The following is a 17,762-nucleotide window of genomic DNA, read 5'->3' on the forward strand; positions in this document are numbered from 1 at the left end:
AGGTTTCAAGGCTACCAAACAAACGTTGCTACCGAGCCGCCACCAAGCGATGCAGTAGTTATTTTGTTGTTGAATTTTATATTGAAGTTTTGCAGAGCCGTAGAAGTGTTTAAAACGATCAAAACCTTTTTGCCATCGGCAGTTTTAAAGGCAACGTTGCTCAAGTTATCCGGTGTATTGGAGTCAATACGTACCGAACCCGGGCGTACAAATTTTGATGCGTGCGCTATAGTATAATAGGCCACATTACGTGATACGGTATTGGGGCCAATGGTTAGCGCGCCTAAGCAAGTAGTACAGCCACCTACGGTGTGCGGGCCGTACGCAGCATCGGCAGCCAGGTTCCATTCTAAAACATTGCGGCTCCAGTTGCGGGTAGCGCCGATAATAAGATTATTGACATGCCATGAAAGATCGCCGGCAAAATTGCCCGGGCCGCCAACCCATTGCTCGGTAAAATAGACGTGTTTGTCGGGATAAGCGTCATGCACGGCCGACATGGAGGTGATACTACCGGCGTATAAATGAAATGCCGAACCATCTACGTATTGCTTAGCATCGGCATCGGCTAAAATTGTTAATGGGTAGTCGGTACGATCAAGGTTATGATCATAGGTTATGATTTTGGTAGTTATGCCGGCAGCTTTAAACTGTGGGCCCAAATTGTTTTTTATAAAATTGGCCTGCTCTGTTGCCTGCATCACAAGGGCTGGGGTATTGTTAGGGTTTAACGGCTCATTTTGCGGTGTAATGGCATCAATAGTAATACCCTCGGCTTTCATGGCTTGAATGTACTTTACAAAATACCGCGCGTAAACATCATAGCAATTGGTGCTTAAGCTACCGCCCCTAAAGCTGTTGTTGGTTTTCATCCAGGTAGGGGCGGTCCATGGGCATGATAATATTTTTATAGTTGGATTGATAGCAATAATTTTTTTCAGGATAGGTATCAGGTCTGTTTTTTCCTGAGCGATACTAAAATATCGCAGGTCGTTATCTGTTGTCTGCCCTGCGGGGAGGTCATCATAAGTAAAAGTAGTGGCACTCAGGTCGGATGCGCCTAGGCTTATCCGCAGGTAACTCACACCAATTTTTGTGCTATCAGTTGCAAACAGCTCCTTTAATAAAGCATCTTTTTGATCGGCCGGTAAGTTGTTAATCAGCGTTGCGCTGCCGCCAGTAAGCGTGTAACCAAACCCATCAATAGTTTGATAGGCCTTAGTGGTATCAACCGTAATTGTTGGATTTGAGTTTGTGCCCGCGTTAAAAAGCAAGGCAGTGTTTTGTTTTTGAAATAAGGAACTTTTGTCGGGTTGGGTTAGCCACATCGCTACATCGGTTTTAACGATAGGGTTAACTACCGGGGGAGGCGTAATATCTGTGCCGCCCGTTGCAGGTTGCTTTTTCTGGCAACTGCCGGTTGCTACAACGGCCATAAACATTGCCGTAAAAAAAGGAGTTCTAGTTTTTTTCATAAATAGCTAAGTATTTTTAATGGCGATGTTGGTCGCTCTTTTTATCTGTTTTTAGTAATGATATGATTTGCCGGGTCTGGTCAGGATAGACCGCTATTTGATGGGTGTGCAGTAAGTAGGCCGACTTTTGATTTTGCGCCGACATTTTAAATGAGATCAATTTTGATGGCATTGTGGGCATATGGCAGTCAATACATTTTGTGGTGATAGCATTGCCCAACACCGGGGCCATTTTACAAAAGTTATGCGTTTCTGTTTTATGGCAGCTTAAACATTTTTGTGCGATAAGTAATGGATCATGTTTTTCCTGCTGATGCACATCATGGCAGCTTGTGCAGGTAAGGTTAGCACTATTGATATAACATTTGCTGGCAGTTAATAATGAAGTTTGATTGCCATGTACGTCCGGCGTGTTAGCACGCCCGTAGGGGTCATAAAAACCGGCCAGATCATCACCCGGTTTATAACCGAAAGTTGATCTTTCTGTCTTTATATCGTTACCGTTATGGCAAACCGCGCACATGTTTACTTTTAAATCTTTGCTTAATGATTTATAAGAGGTAATGTATTTAGCAGTTTTTACAGTTGGGTTTTCTGTTTGGAATTGAACATGTTGGGCTGCGGGGCCATGGCACCGCTGGCAGTTGATGCCGTACACGATGCTGTTTTTATTAAATTCTTCGCCAATAGAAGTTGGACCGGTTTGTACAAATTTCTTTTCGGCAAATGAAGCGTGGCATTCAAAACAACGCGATATGATCTGCCTGTCATAATAAGCCCCATTGGCCGGGAAGCCCGGGCTGTTTGCCCAATTGTTTATAATTTTAAAATAGGATAGGGGCAATTGGTTTAGGCTGTTACCTTTCCAATAACCGTAGGTCTGGGCTTTTACATTTGCGCCAAAGGCTACATCGAAGCGTTCGGTCCGCACCTGTTTATTGTTGAAGTACGCGGCCTGGTATAAACCATCAGCACGCTTATCAATAGTTATTTTCAAACTATCGTTAAAAATAAAGCTATGTGCATCAGCCATAGCTTCGGTATTTAGTTTATTGCCTGTAATAGTGCCCGAAGTATTAAAATGCGCGGTGTGTACATAGCTGTTGTTGATGTTTTTGTGGCAGTTGGCACAGGTTGTTTCGTTGGCATAGGCATCGCCACGCAGATCAGGTTTTTGTTCGCTTTGATCCGTGCATTGCGAAAGGAATGCGGCTAACGTAAACAAAATGCCCGAGCTTAAAACTATGAATAACCGGATACTTCCCTTCATAAACAATTATACTGATGCACTAATGGCAATAACATATGGTAAAATATCAGAAGACGGCCGGGAGGCCGCCTTCTGAAAACCAATAAACCAAGCTAGTTTACCAATTATAGGGAACCACCCCATTCCTTACTTTGCTTAAGCTTCGTGTTGTTAAGCTCATTTTGGGGAATCGGGAATATTTCATGACGCCCCGCCATAAAGCCCTTATAACTTAAGGTAGTTGCAGCTTTACCCCAACGTACTAAGTCAGGGAAGCGTTGACCTTCACCCATAAACTCAAGCCTTCTTTCTTTTTCAATATTATCTTGTGTTACCGCGATAGGGCCTAAACCTACACGTGCTCTAACTGCGTTAAACAAGGTATAAGCTCTTGAGCCCGCACCTACGCCGGCACCTGCATTTAATAATGCTTCAGCTTCCATCAAATAGGTGTCGGCCAAGCGTATCTCATACATATCTTGCCCGAAGTTAAGCTCGGCTTGACCGGATGCTGCTTTGTTTGATACACGACCAATAAACTTGTTCAGGAAATAGCCGGTATTGTTGTAACCAGCTGTGTAGGTTGCCGAACCTGATGCTTTTATACTATCCAGGTTAGCTACAGTTGCACCATAACGTGGATCGAAATGTATAAAATCTGAAGCTGCTTTAGTTACAACCAAAAAGCTGTATCCGGCAAAGTAATCTGGCGACTTTGTAGCGTCGATCTGTGAATAACCACGCGGGCCTGTAATAATGCACAATAAGTTACCTTCGCTGGCACCTGCATCTCCCCAGCCTCCGTTTGATTTTGTGGTATGCACAAATTCTATAACGGCTTCTGAATTGAATTTATTCGATGTTTTCCAAAGGTCGGCATAGTTTGCTACCAGTTTGTAGCCGTATACTGATGGTGACACACCAGGAGCGGTACCATTCACCGGCGCGAACTGATCAGCAGCTGCCTGCCATTTTTTCTGATATAACAAAACTTTACCTAATAAGGCCTGGGCCGAGCCTTTTGTTAACCGGCCACCTTCGGTAGCGGCAGGTACGGTAATAGGTAGGTTAGGTATTGCTTCATTCAGATCCTTTTCTACATAAGCCCAGATCTTATCCGGCGTAGTTTGCTCAATGTTATACAGATCCTTAGGCTCAACAATACCCTCAATTAACGGGATGTTTTTGAAGAACCAAACCAGGTCAAAATAAAACGCGGCACGCATTGCCTTACATTCTGCAATGTAACGGGCTTTTGTAGCGGCGTCCATCGGTATGTCATTAATTTTCGACAATAAAATGTTGGCACGATAAATACCAGAATAGCCCCTGTTCCACAAATAGCCTTGAGGGCCTGTTGTAGCGCTTAATGTAAAACGCTCGGTTACCTGCAGGTCATTGATATCTGTAGGGCCGCCACCACCAGCTAACTGGTCGTCTCCGGCAACATCCATAATGGCTGCCTTGTCATATAAACCACCAGCCTGGAAACCAAACCTGTCATAAACGGCTACCAGCGCATTAAACGCATCAGCCGGTGTTTTATAATAAGTGTCTAACGTAATACGGCTTTGTGGATTAACATCCAGTTCTTTCTTACAGGAGCCTACCAACTGCGCGCCAAAAGCGAGCATTGTTAAGTACAAAAATTTCTTTTTCATAATTTATTTAATTAGCTAATTAAAATCCAACATTTAAACCAAACAGAAACGCACGGGCTTGTGGATATACCCCACGGTCAACACCAAACTGAGCACCGCCACCACCATCAGGGCTTACACCAATTTCAGGGTCGTAGCCGCTGTATTTAGTTATGGTAAATAGGTTCTCGCTTAATACGTATACACGCAGTTTTTGCATTCCCCATTTGCTTGATATAGCTTTTGGTAACGTGTAACCAAGCTGTATGGTTCTCATTTTAAAGAAATTACCGCTTTCCAGGTACAGGCTTGTGAATTTAGAGTAGTTGCCATTCGGGTCGCCGTTAACTATACGCGGCAGGGTTGCGTTTGTATTAGTGGCAGTCCAGGCGTTAAGGTATTTGGTTTGATAGTTAGCCGCAGCAATATCCAACCTCCTTAAACCCTGGAATATCTGGTTACCGCCTGAGCCGCTACCAAAAGCAGTAAAGTCAAAGTTTTTATAACCCAGGTTAAGAGTTAAACCATAACTAACCGTTGGGTTTGGATTACCCAGGTAAGTGCGGTCATTTGCATCAATGATATTGTCATTTTGCAAATTGGCGAATTTCAGGTCACCCGGCTTAGCGTTGGGCTGTAATTTAGTGGTACCATCAGCACCCACATAGCTGTCTATCTGTGCCTGGGTTTGGAAAATACCTGCTGATTGATAACCGAAATAACGTTGGTAAGCTTCATTTAAAGCGGTACGGGTTATATCACCCATGGTTTGAAAACTCGCGCTATTATCAACAAAGAAGGTTTGACCCGGCAGCATTTTAGTAACCTTGTTTTTGTAGAATGATATGTTACCATTTACACCAAAGTTAAGTTCGCCGAATTTTTTGCGATAGCCCAGTTCAAACTCGATACCGGTGTTTTCAATATCGTCAAAGTTTTGCGCAAAACTTCCGTAACCTGCATAGCCTGGTATCGCAGGGTTTTGAAGGATGCCGGTTGTTTTCTTTTTGTAAGCATCAACAGTTAAGGTTAAATTATTCAGGATGGTAGCATCAAAACCGATGTCAAACTGTGAAGTTTCCTCCCATCTCAGATCAGGGTTTGCCGGAGCGCCCGGGCTGTAACCAATGTAAACAACCTCGGTACTTCCAAAAACATAGTTACGCTGACCACCCTGACCAACCAACGGCACATAAGAGAAATCAGGGATACCATCATTACCGGTAACACCGTAGCTACCGCGTATTTTCAGGAAGTTCAACACATCATTTTTAGGGAAGAAAGACTCGGATGTTGGCACCCAACCTAACGAAATAGATGGGAAATAACCGAATTTATTATTGCTGCCAAACCTTGATGAACCATCGCGGCGTACCAACGCTGTTAACAAATATCTTTCGTCATAATTGTACTGCAAACGTGAGAATAATGAATTGATGCGGTGATCTGTTCCGTCAGATCCGCTGCTGTTTTGCCTGTCGGCAGGCAACGCGTTGAACTGAAATGACGCGTTGTCAAAATTGGTTGCAGGTATGTTTTGATAAACAACGGTACCGCCCCTGGCATTACCATCTTTATACTCGCCCATGCCGGCTAGTATGGTAAAATCATGCTTTGCAATTTTTTTACTGTATGAAACTGTGTTCTCAATGTTCCAGTTGATCACATAGTTTTGTACACGCGTAATGTTTGATGGATTGATAGAAGTCGCTGTATTGTAGAACACCGAAGGCGTGAAACTTTCGCTGCCATAAAACGCTGTTTTAGTACCTAATGATGAGTGGATACGTAAGCCCGGTATAGGTTCAATATCAGCAAACGCGTTGCCTACAAGATTATGATCCCAGCTGTAGTTTCCCATCCTGTTTTTCATAACAGCCAGCGGGTTCTTCATCTCCTGCAATACATAGGGCGAAATACCATAAAACTGGCCTTGTGCATTGCGTGTAGCGGCTGCATACGCAGCGCTAGGGCTTTGCGTGCCTGTTGGCGCTACCGGATAGAATGCGGCCTGGCCGGTAGGGTCGGTAATAACAGCCGGCGTGATAGGGTCAAGATTTAAAGCCGAACTCAACATACCTCCAAACTCACGGTTGGTTTCGCCAATGCCTGAGCTAACCGCATGGCTATAACCTAAGTTTTCGCCAAAGCTTATCCATTTAGCGGGTTTGTAGGTGGAGTTGATACGGATGTTCGCTCTGTTCCATTTTGAAACTGCTGATGCTACCACACCACGTATGTCGTTATATCCGAAAGAAGTGAAAAAGTTAACTTTTTCGCTGCCGCCGCTTACACTAAATTCATGATTTTGCTTGGGCGCGTTGTAGTTAAAAATCTCTTTTTGCCAATCAGTACCCTCACCAAGTGCGGCAGGATTTGGGAAAAGAGCTGTACCGCCCGCTGCAATTAAGGCCTGGTTACGCAAAGTAGCGTATTGGCTGGCATTTAAAAGGTCTAGTTTTTTACCTGGTGCCTGTGTGCCATAAAAGCCGCTATAATTAACGCTGATCCGACCGGCTTTGCCCTTTTTGGTGCTTACCAAAATAACACCTGCAGCAGCTCGCGTACCGTAGATAGCTGCCGAAGCCGCATCTTTAAGCACTTCAATTGATTCGATATCGTCCTGGTTAAGGTAGCCAATGCCGCCGTTATCAATAACAACACCATCAATTACCCATAAAGGTTCGTTTTTGCCGTTACCGAAAGAGGTAAGACCCCTTAAGCGCACCGTTGACGATGCTCCCGGCTGGCCCGATGCAACTGAAATAGTTAAACCCGAAGTACGGCCCTGTAATGATTGCTCTATACGGGTCACCGGTTGGTTTTCCAGGTCGGTACCGCGCACACCTGAGATAGCGCCGGTTACCACGCTCTTTTTTTGCGCGCCATAACCTACTACAACCACCTCGTTAAGGCTGCCAATGGCGTCGGCAAGGGTAATATTTAAAATGCCGCCTGCGCCAACTCTTTCTGTTTGCGCGGTGAAGCCTACAAAAGAGAATGATAGCATGCTGTTATCAGCAGCGTTTAATGAATAATTGCCATTAGCATCAGTTGTGGTGGCATTTGTGGTGCCGTTTACTCTAACCGTAACACCCGGTAGTGGTTCCCCCTTGCTATCGCTCACTTTACCTTTTACAGTGGTATTCTGTGCCAACGCAATAGTAACACATGCGAAAAGCATTAAAATAATTAAAGGAAATTTTCTTGTCATAATTAAGTTTTTTAATTGTTAGGTTTTACTTTTTGACTATTTCGGCAGACTGAAAAATCCACGGAAAAAAGAATCATAGGCGCATCAGCCATAGGCAGTTTGTGTGTACATTTTATTCACGGTTTATTAACGGTACTAATTGGTTACAAGCCCTGGCGCATAGGATATGCCGGGTTGTTTTGTTAGGTCAAATTTATAGAAAGTAATATCACAAAAACAACAAAATATTTCATAAATGCCTGATAATTAAAATATTACAAAATATTTAATACGCTTTGTGCGCTAATGTAAAAAACACAAATACAGTATGTTTATGCATTTTTACGTGCTTATTGGCGGTCTTGTTAATACGCTTAAATCGATATGAAAAAAAATGATTTGGCTATAAATTTATGTCCCATAAATGTTACAAATGGCCATTTTGGGCTGTTTTTCTTTGGTGCTTTCTAGCTGTTTCTGCCGGATTTATTGTAGATTTACGTCAAGCTTTTAAAGGATCGTATTTTCTTTAAACGATAGCCCGCTTATAGACCAATTAGCTGATCAATTTTGACCCATTTAAATGCAAAAAGGATTTATTTTTGCCCTACTTTTATGTCTTTTCGCTGCGCCTGTATTTTCACAGAAGCCTGTGGAACTGACTAATACGCAAAGGCAGTACATTTTTTCTAACAGCGAGTTCCAGGTGCTGGAAGATCGGTCAAATAAGCTATCTATAAATGATGTTATGGCCGATAGTTTGCATCGTCGGTTTAAAACTAACGCGGTTTTTTATCCGACTAATAATGATCTAAGCGCTACTTATTGGTATAAGATCAAAATAAGGTATACCGAACCCTTGGATGCCAACAGTTCCATACTGGAATTTTACGATCAAACCACAGATCATATCACCTTGTATCAACCCGATACCAATGGCCGCTATGTTAAAACAACCGAAGGCGCCGCCACAGCGTTCGGTAACAGGCTATTCAGGCATAAAAATTTCGAGTTCCCGATATACAACAGAACTAAAGGCGAGCGTGTTTACTACATCAAAATAAAATCGCAGAACCAGGTAAACGTGATAGTAGTTTACCGCAAAATAAGCCACTTTATATATTACGCTTTAACAGAATACCTAACCTACGGTATTTTTTACGGTATGATATTGATATTTTGTTTTCATAACCTGCTCATGTTTATAGCGGTAAAAAAACGATCATACCTGTTTTATCTGCTATATATTTTAAGCGTAGGCTTGTATGAAATGTGTACAGATGGCATAGCGTTTCAATATATATGGCCCAACGCACCGCATTGGAATGAATATGCCTATGGTACTGCTTTGTACCTGGTAAGCTTGTTTGCCCTGTTATTTACCCGTGACCTTCTGCGTGTGCGCACTTTAAATTATAAACTGTACCAGCTTATCAATATCACCCTGGTACTCCGTACGTTATATTTTGTTTTTTGTCTTTTTTCGCATAAGTATTTCATCTACAAGTTTGTTGAATTTATACCATTGTCGCTGGCATTTGCTACGGGCATAATCATCAGGAACAGCGGTTTTAAACCTGCAAGGTTCTTCGTGTTGGGCTATGCTTTCCTGTTTTTGGGTTTCATTGTTAAAGCCTTTAGCGTTTTAGGTTTTTTCCAGGGATTATCGGGCGTAATCGGATTTTATAGCTTAGGGTTTAGCTTTATTCTGGAGATGACCTTCCTGTCCTTCGCTATTGGCGACCAGGTGCGCCTGTTCAGGCGCGAAAAAGTAGCAGCCATGGATGCTACCATCAAGCAAATGGCTATTAACAGTGAGTTGAAGGATACGCTGAACCAGGAACTGGAAGTTAAGGTTGAAATCCGTACACAGGAGGCTATCAATAAATCGAAACAAATATTTGAACAGGCTCAGTTTATCGAACAACAAAATAAAGAGCTGCTTTACATAAACAATAAGCTTGAAAAACAAGCGGCAGAGATATCTATGATGAATGTTTTGCTTGCGCAGGATAATACTGAACTTAAGCATAATATTGAAAAGGTTAATGATGCCCGGGCGCTGTCTACCGAGCTTTCATTTGAAGAATTCATAGCTAAATATCCCGACCAGGAAAGCTGTAATAAGTTTTTGGCCCAGTTAAAGTGGGATAAGGGCTTTGCCTGTATTAAATGCGCGAACGTTACCTATCACACAGGGCGCGCACCGCATAGCCGCAGATGTACCAAATGTAATTATGAAGAGTCTGTACTGTTTAACACTATCTTTCAGAATAACAGGATACCTATAAACAAGGCTTTTTACATAGTTTATATAATGTATACAACCAAAGGCGCTATATCATCTTATCAACTATCAGAAAGAACCGGTATAAGACAAAGCACCTGTTGGCAGTACGCTATCCGCATAAAAAAGGTGATGGACGAACATAAAAGGGAAGTGCGTAAAAGCGGTAATAAAGGGTGGAGTAAGTTGGTGCTTGATCATCACACAGCGCATAAAGATATCCATAAATTACAAGCGCCACATCATAACTGATGCAACGCTTGTAGCAAATTAATTCTTGTTAAACTGGATGGACTTAAGATTGAAGCCGCCCGCATTGGCGGTTATCCTGATCTTATTAAGCCCCTTATTTAGAGCCACATCGTTGATAGTCACTGTAAACCAGCCATTGGTAGTATTATTTGATAGTGCGATAGTTGCAGGGGCTGCGTTTCCGGCCACTAAAGATATTTTACCTTTGCCGGCTTCTGTTGATACCTGTAGTTTAACAGTGTAAGTGCCTTTTTGGGCGACGTTGACGGTGTATTGTAGCCCTTCGCTATCTTCAATGCTAAAAACGTGGTAGCCGCTGTCATCAGCCTCTATATCAACACCATCATTTCGATAAGCGCGGCCACGATTGCCAACTGTTTTTACACCTGGCGTGTATTGATAGCTGGCCGTATCTTTATCAAAATAAGCTACACGTTGCGGCCCCATATCATAATCAACCGCGTTAATGGTGGTATTAGCGCCAATAATGTTGGTTTTAAAAGGTATAGCGGTTGCTGATCGTACTTGCCTGAACATAGCGTCGACAACATCTTTATGATAAATGTTATTCTTCAGTTTGATGTTTTCCAGCAGCTCATTTAAGGTTGTTATCGCTTCGGCTTGCGATGGCTTTGTGGCCCTACCGCTCCAGTAATCAACCAGTTGCTTGTAGCCCGGCGTCAGTTTTATTTCAAGCGGATTATTGATCCCCATTTTTTTAAGCTGCCACCAGCACCAGCCAATGTCATTGCTTTCAACCAGTTTTATAGCTTCGGTAAACCAGGTGTTTGAGTTTTCGCCCGATTCGCCGAGCCATAGGGGTATATTGTTTTCTTTACCTATAGCCAGGAAGTTTTGAATAGCTTCGGTGGTGTTAAAGTTGCCATATTTATGAAAACTAACCACCAGGTTATCATCCCAGGCCGGGAAAATGCCCCGGTAATTATTCCCGAAACCATTCCCCTCAATAATGATAATATGCTTTTTATCAACCTGGCGGATGGCTTTGGTAACATCTACCATAAAAGCACGTAACGGTTCGTTTTTGGTTTCGGCTGTGCCGCGCTTGTCTTCAGGATTTTCAAAACCCCAGTTTGGCTCGTTAATAATGTCGTAGCCGCCAATAGTAGGTTCGTTAGCGTAGCGCTCTGCAAGTTTTCGCCATAGGGCAACAGTTTTTTGCTGATTGGCTTTGCTCTCCCATAATGAAGGTTTATCAGGATGACGGTCGGATATCGGCAGATCGTTGCCTTGGCCACCCGGCGTGGCATGCAAATCAAGTATCAGGTAAATATGGGCCGCTTTGCACCATTTCACCAGACTATCTGTCATCGCGAAGCCTTTGTCAACCCAGGTATTTTTACCGGTAACCGGTTCTTTATCAACGGGTAAAGTATATAAATTATAGTGCATTGGTAAGCGGATAGAATTAAAACCCCATGCTGCCATCGAATCGATATCAGCTTTAGCGGTGTGATTGGTTAGCCATTTATCATAAAATTTGAATGTATAATCCGGCCCCGCCACATCTTCAATAGCTTGCATAATTTTATACTGCTGGCCCAGGTTTGATAACCTGAACATATAACCTTCCTGTAGCATCCAGCCACCTAAACCCATGCCTCGTAAGATTACTTTGTTGCCTTTTTCATCAACAATTAATCGCCCTTTGGCTTTTAAAAATCCCTGGCCGTGCGTGTCGGTTACAATCAATACCATAGATAATAGAACTGCGAACCCTGTTAAAAACGAATATTTTTTCATTGCCGGTTAGGTTAATTGATAACTAAGGTTTCGATAGAGTGCGCCGGGCTGTTTGCCGCAATGCCTTTGCCTTTGATCCATAAGGTGTATGGTATCTCAGCATCGGTACCATTCATCACTACTACGGCTATTTTACCATCGGGATTTAAGTAGGCGGTGGTAAGTAATTTATCTCGGCTGGCGGCGCTTACAATACGTTTGGCGCCCGGTTTAATAAATTTAGAAAAGTGGCCGATGTAGTAATATTCGCTGGTGTATATCAGGCTGCCGGTACGGGTATCTGCATGCACGGGGGCAAAGCAGAAGTTACCTACGTGGTTGGGCCCGCCTTTTTCATCAAGCAGTACGTTCCAGTCGGTCCAGGCTACGGTGCCGGCGTTAAAATCGTTTATCATCGAGGTGCCGTACTTTTCGCCCAGCGACCAGTCATCCAAACGGTTAAAATCAAATTTTTCCACGCAACCTTCGGTAAAGATGAGGTGGGTAGAAGGGAATGCTTCCGCTACGCGGCGCGTGTTTTCAAACGCCATGCCGGCGCCCGTCCAGGTTTCATACCAATGGAAACCTACGCCCCATACATATTTTGCCGCTGCCGGATCTTCCAACATAGTGCTGGCACGTTGGTAAAGCAAGTCACGATTATGATCCCAAACTATCAGTTTTTTACTGCCAAGGCCTTGTTTTTGTAGTGTTGGCCCAAGGTGATTCTTCACAAAATCCCGTTCTTCTTCGGCGGTATATATGCATGACTCCCAACGTTGCCTAGCCATAGGTTCGTTTTGCACGCTGAGCCCCCATATTTTGATACCTTGCTGCTCGTAAGCTTTAATAAATTTCACGTAAAAATTGGCCCAGTTTTGCGCAAACTGAGGTTTTAGCTTGCCGCCGTTAATCACGTCGTTATTATCCTTCATCCAGGCCGGTGGGCTCCATGGGCTTACAAACATATCCAGCTTACCGCCTGCAGCCTTGTAGGCTTCTTTGATAAACGGAATACGGTATTTTTTATCATGACTGATGTTAAAGGTTTTTAACTGCGGATCATTATTCCCTACGTAGCTGTAACTCTCACTCGAAAAATCACAGCTTTGAATATTGGTGCGGGCAAAAGTGTAACCAATGCCTTTGTCCTTGCTGTAGTATGCTGTCAATAATTCCTGTTGTTTGGCTTTTGGCAGCTTATAAAAGGTTTCGGCGGCAGCATCTGTAAGCGCGCCACCAATACCTACCATGGTTTGAAACCGTTTATCGGGGTCAACAAATACGGCTAACTCAGTTTCAACGGGCTGTGATTTTTTAGTTAATGCTACGGGCCCGGATGATGCAAATTGCTTTGATGATCCTTTTGCTGTGGTGTAGATAGTTACAGTGCTTAAGGGCTTTTGCGCCGTAGCATATAACGCACTGAAAATAATAAGTGCCGAAAAGATAGTTTTTTTCATGAATTGATATCAATAATTATAGGCTGATAAATACGACCTGGCTTTACGGTAAGCCTAATTGGTTGGCGGTAAAAGTAAAACAGATAAGGATAACTACAAAGAATTATTTTTTATAAAATGCTTAATATCAATTAATTATAATAACATTAATACGCTTTGGTAGCGTGTTGTTTAAGCACACAAACGCGTATATCCGTATACCGTTAATACGCTTAATGACAGTTAAAAAAATAAAAGCAGGCTAGTGTAGATTTACCGGTATTTACCTACAAAAACCGGTAGCTGTGAATGTGATTGGTTGTAAAGACTTAAAACCTAATGGATACTTTTTTGTTTAAAACCAGTACATTAGTAAGATTATCGTTCTAATTTAAATTAATGCCTAAAAAAAATTTAACCAGTAAGAGCCAAAACCTTCTCACCTTGGCCAAAACGCCTACCGGTATTTCAGGTTTAGACGAAATAACCATGGGCGGTTTGCCTAAAGGCAGGCCCACGCTTATTTGCGGCGGCCCCGGCTGTGGTAAAACCTTATTCTCGTTAGAGTTCATTATCAGGGGGGCGCAAGAGTTTAATGAGCCCGGCGTATTTATAGCTTTTGAGGAAAAGGCTGATGAATTAGCCAGGAATGTTACCTCGCTTGGGTTCGACCTAAATCAACTGCAAAAGGATAATAAAATAAAGGTTGACCACATTCATATAGATAAAAGCGAAATAGAAGAAACCGGAGAGTACGATCTGGAAGGTTTATTTATCCGCCTTGGTTATGCTATTGATACAATAGGCGCTAAGCGTGTGGTATTGGATACAATTGAAAATTTGTTTGCCGGATTATCTAACCTGGCCATACTAAGGGCTGAGTTACGTCGCTTGTTTCAATTTTTAAAGGAGAAAGGGGTTACAGCAATTATAACCGGCGAGCGCGGCGATAGTAATCTTACGCGCCAGGGTCTGGAAGAATATGTGTCTGATTGCGTGATATTACTTGATCACCGCATTGTCGACCAGATATCAACCCGCCGTTTGCGCATTGTTAAATACCGTGGCTCTTTGCATGGTACCAATGAATATCCGTTCCTGATAGATGAAGAAGGGATAGCGGTGCTGCCGGTAACTTCCTTGATGCTTGATAAAGAAGTATCGTCTGATGCTGTTTCATCTGGCATTGTGGAATTGGATAAAATGCTTGGAAAGGGCGGTTTTTTCAAAGGTAGCAGTATTTTAATGTCGGGCACGGCTGGCACAGGTAAAACCTCTGTAGCCGTAACATTTGCCGATGCTGCCTGTAAGCGAAAAGAACGTTGCCTTTACTTTGCTTTTGAAGAATCACCTCAACAGATCGTCCGTAACATGCGTTCGGTTAGTATTGATCTGCAAAGGCATATAGATAAGGGTTACCTTAAGTTTCATGCTTCGCGGCCAACATTATTTGGTTTAGAAATGCATTTGGTGGCTATACATAAAGCTATTCGTAAGTTTAAACCAAATGTGGTGGTGCTTGATCCTATCACCAACTTAATAACTGTTGGTACCGTAAGCGAGGTTAAGGCGATGTTGGTGCGCTTGATTGATTTCCTGCAGCAAGAGCAGATCACGGTAATGTTTACTGCATTGTCCTTAAATAATATTGTAAACGAACAAACCGACGAAGGCGTATCATCTTTGGTTGATGCCTGGTTGATGATCAGAGATATTGAAATTAATGGCGAGCGCAACCGGGGTATGTACATCATGAAATCGCGTGGTATGAAGCACTCAAACCAGGTGCGGGAATTTGTAATTACCGATGACGGACTTGATCTGATAGAAGTTTATGTTGGCCCTGAAGGTATCCTGACAGGGTCGGCACGTGAGGCGCAAGTGCTGCTTGAAGAAACGGGCCAGGTGTTACATACGCATGCTGTTAGCCGTAAAGACCGTGAAATATTGCGCAAACGCAAAGTGCTTGAAGCGAAGATAGAAAGCTTGCGTAGCGAGTTCGAGTCGACAGAAGAAGAACTGAATAAAATTTATATAGAGGAAGAGATCAAAAGAGATGTGCAGCAACAAAACCGTCAGCAAATGTCGGATATCCGTACAGGTAAATCTTTCCCTGTAAATTCACCAGATAACACTCCGAAAAAAAGAAAACAATAGTGGCAAAAAAGACTTATGAATTAAGGTTATACGTGGCTGGCCAAACGGTAAAATCGGCCACCGCGCTACGTAACCTGCAAAAATATTGTGAAGAACATTTGGCAGGTCAATATTCTATTGAGGTTATTGATCTGTTGAAAAACCCGCAATTGGCAGAGGGCGACCAGATATTGGCCATACCTACGCTAGTAAAAAAAGTTCCGGAGCCGGTGCGTAAGATCATAGGCGATCTGTCAAATGAAGAAAAAGTGTTGGTAGGTCTTGATATCCGTCCGCGATCAACCACAATTTAAGCTATATACAATGAGTGATGATCAGTTCGATCTTTATACAAAGGCTGCCGATGACAGCCATTATGAACTGAGGCTGTTCGTCGCCGGTTCATCGCCCGCTTCTGTACGGGCTATGAACAACATTCGCGAGCTGCTCGAGCAAAAGTTGCCCGGCCGCTATCATATGGATATTATCGATATACACCAGCAACCGGAGTTAGCACAACAGGAGAATGTTATGGCCGTACCTATGCTGGTAAAAAAATTACCTGCCCCCAGGAGGTTGTTGGTTGGCGACATGTCAGACACTCAAAGAGTGTTACGCGGGCTTGGTTTGTTGGAGGGATTTGAAACGTGAGCACGCAACCTACATATCAACAACTACAGGATCAACTAGCTGGATTGAAAGCCCGGTTATTGGAGGCTGAATACCAATTGGAGGAATCCAATGATACCATTGAAGCCATCAGGAACGGTGAGGTTGACGCCTTGGTTATGAAGGCCGAAGATGGTCATCAGTTATATACCTTGCGCAGCTCAGACCAGGCATACCGGATATTTATTGAGCAAATGACCACGGGTGCGCTTACCCTAAACCATGACGGGGTAATACTTTTCAGCAATTCCAGGTTCGCCGAAATTGTTGGCTTGCCCCTTGATAAAGTGATAGGTAAAGTGTTTACCGACTTTATAGCTGCAGAAACACGTGAGCAATGTCGTGATCTGATTGAAAGCGCCTGGGCTTGTGGTTGTAAAAAAGAATTTGACCTGCAAACCGGCAATTTAAGGATACCTGTTCTGCTGTCACTGCAAACGCTGGAGTTGGAAGAAGGGATAGCCATGAGTGTTATAATTACCGACCTGAGTATCTTAAAAGATCAGCAACGCCTGTTAGAAGAAAAGAACAGCGCGCTTGAACAGGCTCGTTTGTTGGCAGATGACCTGAACCGCAACCTGGAGAAAACCGTTGAGGAGCGTACAGCCGAGCTATATGCTAACCAGGAACGTTTAAGTCGTATATTAGAGACAATGGCCGAAGGTGTGGGTATAATTGATCTTGACGGCCGGTTAACTTATGCCAATCCCATGGCCCAAAAGATATTGGGCTTTACAGAAAGTCAAAATAAAGATCATATCTATAATGACCCAAAATGGGCGAATTTTAAGATTGACGGAACGCCGTTACCGGCCAAAGAACATCCTATGGCCATCACTATGGCTACCGGCCAGCCCGTTTACGATCAGGAGATAGCAGTACAACCACCTAATGGCGAACGTTTTTTTATATCCATCAATGCTGCACCTATACGTGATGAACAAGGCCAACTAATAGGGGGCATTGGTACATTTATGGATGTAACGCATCGCCGTAAAGCAACCCAACAAAAAGATGAATTTATTAGTGTGGCAAGCCACGAACTTAAAACCCCTATAACCAGTTTAAAGGCAGCATTACAATTGCTGGACAGGATAAAGAAAAACCCCGACCCTGTTTTGTTAGTGAAGTTTGTTGATCAGGCTAACAGGAGCCTTGATAAGGTTAATGTATTAGTTGATGACCTGTTAAACGGAACGAAGGTTACGGAAGGACAACTACAGATCAATAAACAAATATTTACTTTAAGTTCATTGATAGATGACTGTTGTCCGCATGTGCGTGCGGAAGGAATTTATGAACTGGTTAGCACCGGCGAAACCGAGCTAAAGGTAAATGCCGATATGCACAAAATAGACCAGGTATTGGTGAATTTGGTTAACAATGCAGTAAAATACGCCGGCAACTCCAAAACTATTATTATCCACGTTGATAAAATAGATGGCTTTGCCAAAATATCAGTAACCGACCAGGGCGCCGGGATATCACCAGAACAACTTCCGCATTTGTTTGAACGTTATTACAGAGGAGGAGGAGGAGCCAGTCAGCAATTATCCGGCCTTGGCCTCGGTCTATACATCTGCGCCGAAATAATCAAAAAACATGGTGGCGAGATAGGTGTTGAAAGCACGATAGGCACAGGTAGCACCTTTTGGTTTACTGTGCCATTAGCTTAG

11 protein-coding genes are annotated in these 17,762 nt (G+C 43.1%); 5 read left to right on the top strand and 6 right to left on the bottom strand.

Annotated features, from left to right (window positions below; translation table 11 throughout):
- Positions 1-11: 11 nt before the first annotated feature.
- The 4 genes from AC59JT_RS05415 to AC59JT_RS05430 all read right to left on the bottom strand — a co-directional run bounded on the left by AC59JT_RS05415 (position 12) and on the right by AC59JT_RS05430 (position 7,578).
- A complete protein-coding gene (locus tag AC59JT_RS05415) occupies positions 12-1,475 on the bottom strand; it encodes a glycoside hydrolase family 30 protein (protein ID WP_497396596.1) in 1,464 nt (487 codons plus the stop codon).
- 16 nt (positions 1,476-1,491) lie between these two features.
- Positions 1,492-2,745 carry a multiheme c-type cytochrome gene (locus AC59JT_RS05420; RefSeq protein ID WP_497396597.1) on the bottom strand — a complete coding sequence of 418 codons (1,254 nt, stop codon included), beginning with the start codon at positions 2,743-2,745 and terminating at the stop codon, positions 1,492-1,494.
- 104 nt (positions 2,746-2,849) lie between these two features.
- Positions 2,850-4,385, bottom strand: coding sequence for a RagB/SusD family nutrient uptake outer membrane protein (locus AC59JT_RS05425; protein WP_497396598.1), 1,536 nt, complete (start codon positions 4,383-4,385; stop codon positions 2,850-2,852).
- Positions 4,386-4,404: 19 nt separating this feature from the next.
- The gene (locus AC59JT_RS05430) at positions 4,405-7,578 is read right to left on the bottom strand and encodes a SusC/RagA family TonB-linked outer membrane protein (RefSeq protein ID WP_497396599.1); all 3,174 of its coding nucleotides are present in this window, start codon (positions 7,576-7,578) and stop codon (positions 4,405-4,407) included.
- A gap of 631 nt (positions 7,579-8,209) precedes the next feature.
- On the opposite strand from AC59JT_RS05430, the gene AC59JT_RS05435 reads away from it, so the two are divergent.
- On the top strand, positions 8,210-10,096 hold the full coding sequence (locus AC59JT_RS05435) for a 7TM diverse intracellular signaling domain-containing protein (protein WP_497396600.1): 1,887 nt from the start codon (positions 8,210-8,212) through the stop codon (positions 10,094-10,096).
- An 18-nt stretch (positions 10,097-10,114) separates the two neighbouring features.
- Here the strand turns inward: AC59JT_RS05435 and AC59JT_RS05440 are convergent, their stop codons facing one another.
- Positions 10,115-11,860: a cellulase family glycosylhydrolase gene (locus AC59JT_RS05440; RefSeq protein WP_497396601.1), complete on the bottom strand. Its 1,746-nt coding sequence runs from the start codon at positions 11,858-11,860 to the stop codon at positions 10,115-10,117.
- Between the two features lie 11 nt (positions 11,861-11,871).
- A complete protein-coding gene (locus AC59JT_RS05445) occupies positions 11,872-13,302 on the bottom strand; it encodes a glycoside hydrolase family 30 protein (RefSeq protein ID WP_497396602.1) in 1,431 nt (476 codons plus the stop codon).
- 378 nt (positions 13,303-13,680) lie between these two features.
- Between AC59JT_RS05445 and kaiC the strand changes: the two genes are divergently transcribed.
- Genes kaiC through AC59JT_RS05465 form a run of 4 tightly spaced genes read left to right on the top strand, consistent with a single transcriptional unit; the run spans position 13,681 to position 17,762 of the window.
- Positions 13,681-15,438 (top strand): circadian clock protein KaiC, encoded by a 1,758-nt coding sequence (gene kaiC / locus AC59JT_RS05450; RefSeq protein ID WP_497396603.1) that lies wholly within the window; start codon positions 13,681-13,683, stop codon positions 15,436-15,438.
- Positions 15,438-15,731, top strand: a complete 294-nt coding sequence (gene kaiB / locus AC59JT_RS05455) for a circadian clock protein KaiB (protein ID WP_497396604.1) — start codon at positions 15,438-15,440, stop codon at positions 15,729-15,731. Before kaiC ends, kaiB begins: the two co-directional genes overlap by 1 nt.
- A 10-nt stretch (positions 15,732-15,741) precedes the next feature.
- A complete protein-coding gene (locus AC59JT_RS05460) occupies positions 15,742-16,068 on the top strand; it encodes a circadian clock KaiB family protein (protein ID WP_497396605.1) in 327 nt (108 codons plus the stop codon).
- Complete coding sequence (locus AC59JT_RS05465; protein WP_497396606.1) at positions 16,065-17,762, top strand: ATP-binding protein; 1,698 nt, start codon at positions 16,065-16,067, stop codon at positions 17,760-17,762. Before AC59JT_RS05460 ends, AC59JT_RS05465 begins: the two co-directional genes overlap by 4 nt.

It is taken from the genome of Mucilaginibacter sp. A3364 (genome assembly GCF_059690715.1).

Excerpts from the sequence above, each read along its gene's own strand:
- AC59JT_RS05415 (WP_497396596.1), bottom strand. The coding sequence starts at position 1,475 with ATGAAAAAAACTAGAACTCCTTTTTTTACGGCAATGTTTATGGCCGTT.
- AC59JT_RS05420 (WP_497396597.1), bottom strand. The coding sequence starts at position 2,745 with ATGAAGGGAAGTATCCGGTTATTCATAGTTTTAAGCTCGGGCATTTTG.
- AC59JT_RS05425 (WP_497396598.1), bottom strand. The coding sequence starts at position 4,385 with ATGAAAAAGAAATTTTTGTACTTAACAATGCTCGCTTTTGGCGCGCAG.
- AC59JT_RS05430 (WP_497396599.1), bottom strand. The coding sequence starts at position 7,578 with ATGACAAGAAAATTTCCTTTAATTATTTTAATGCTTTTCGCATGTGTT.
- AC59JT_RS05440 (WP_497396601.1), bottom strand. The coding sequence starts at position 11,860 with ATGAAAAAATATTCGTTTTTAACAGGGTTCGCAGTTCTATTATCTATG.
- AC59JT_RS05445 (WP_497396602.1), bottom strand. The coding sequence starts at position 13,302 with ATGAAAAAAACTATCTTTTCGGCACTTATTATTTTCAGTGCGTTATAT.
- kaiC (WP_497396603.1), top strand. The coding sequence starts at position 13,681 with ATGCCTAAAAAAAATTTAACCAGTAAGAGCCAAAACCTTCTCACCTTG.
- AC59JT_RS05460 (WP_497396605.1), top strand. The coding sequence starts at position 15,742 with ATGAGTGATGATCAGTTCGATCTTTATACAAAGGCTGCCGATGACAGC.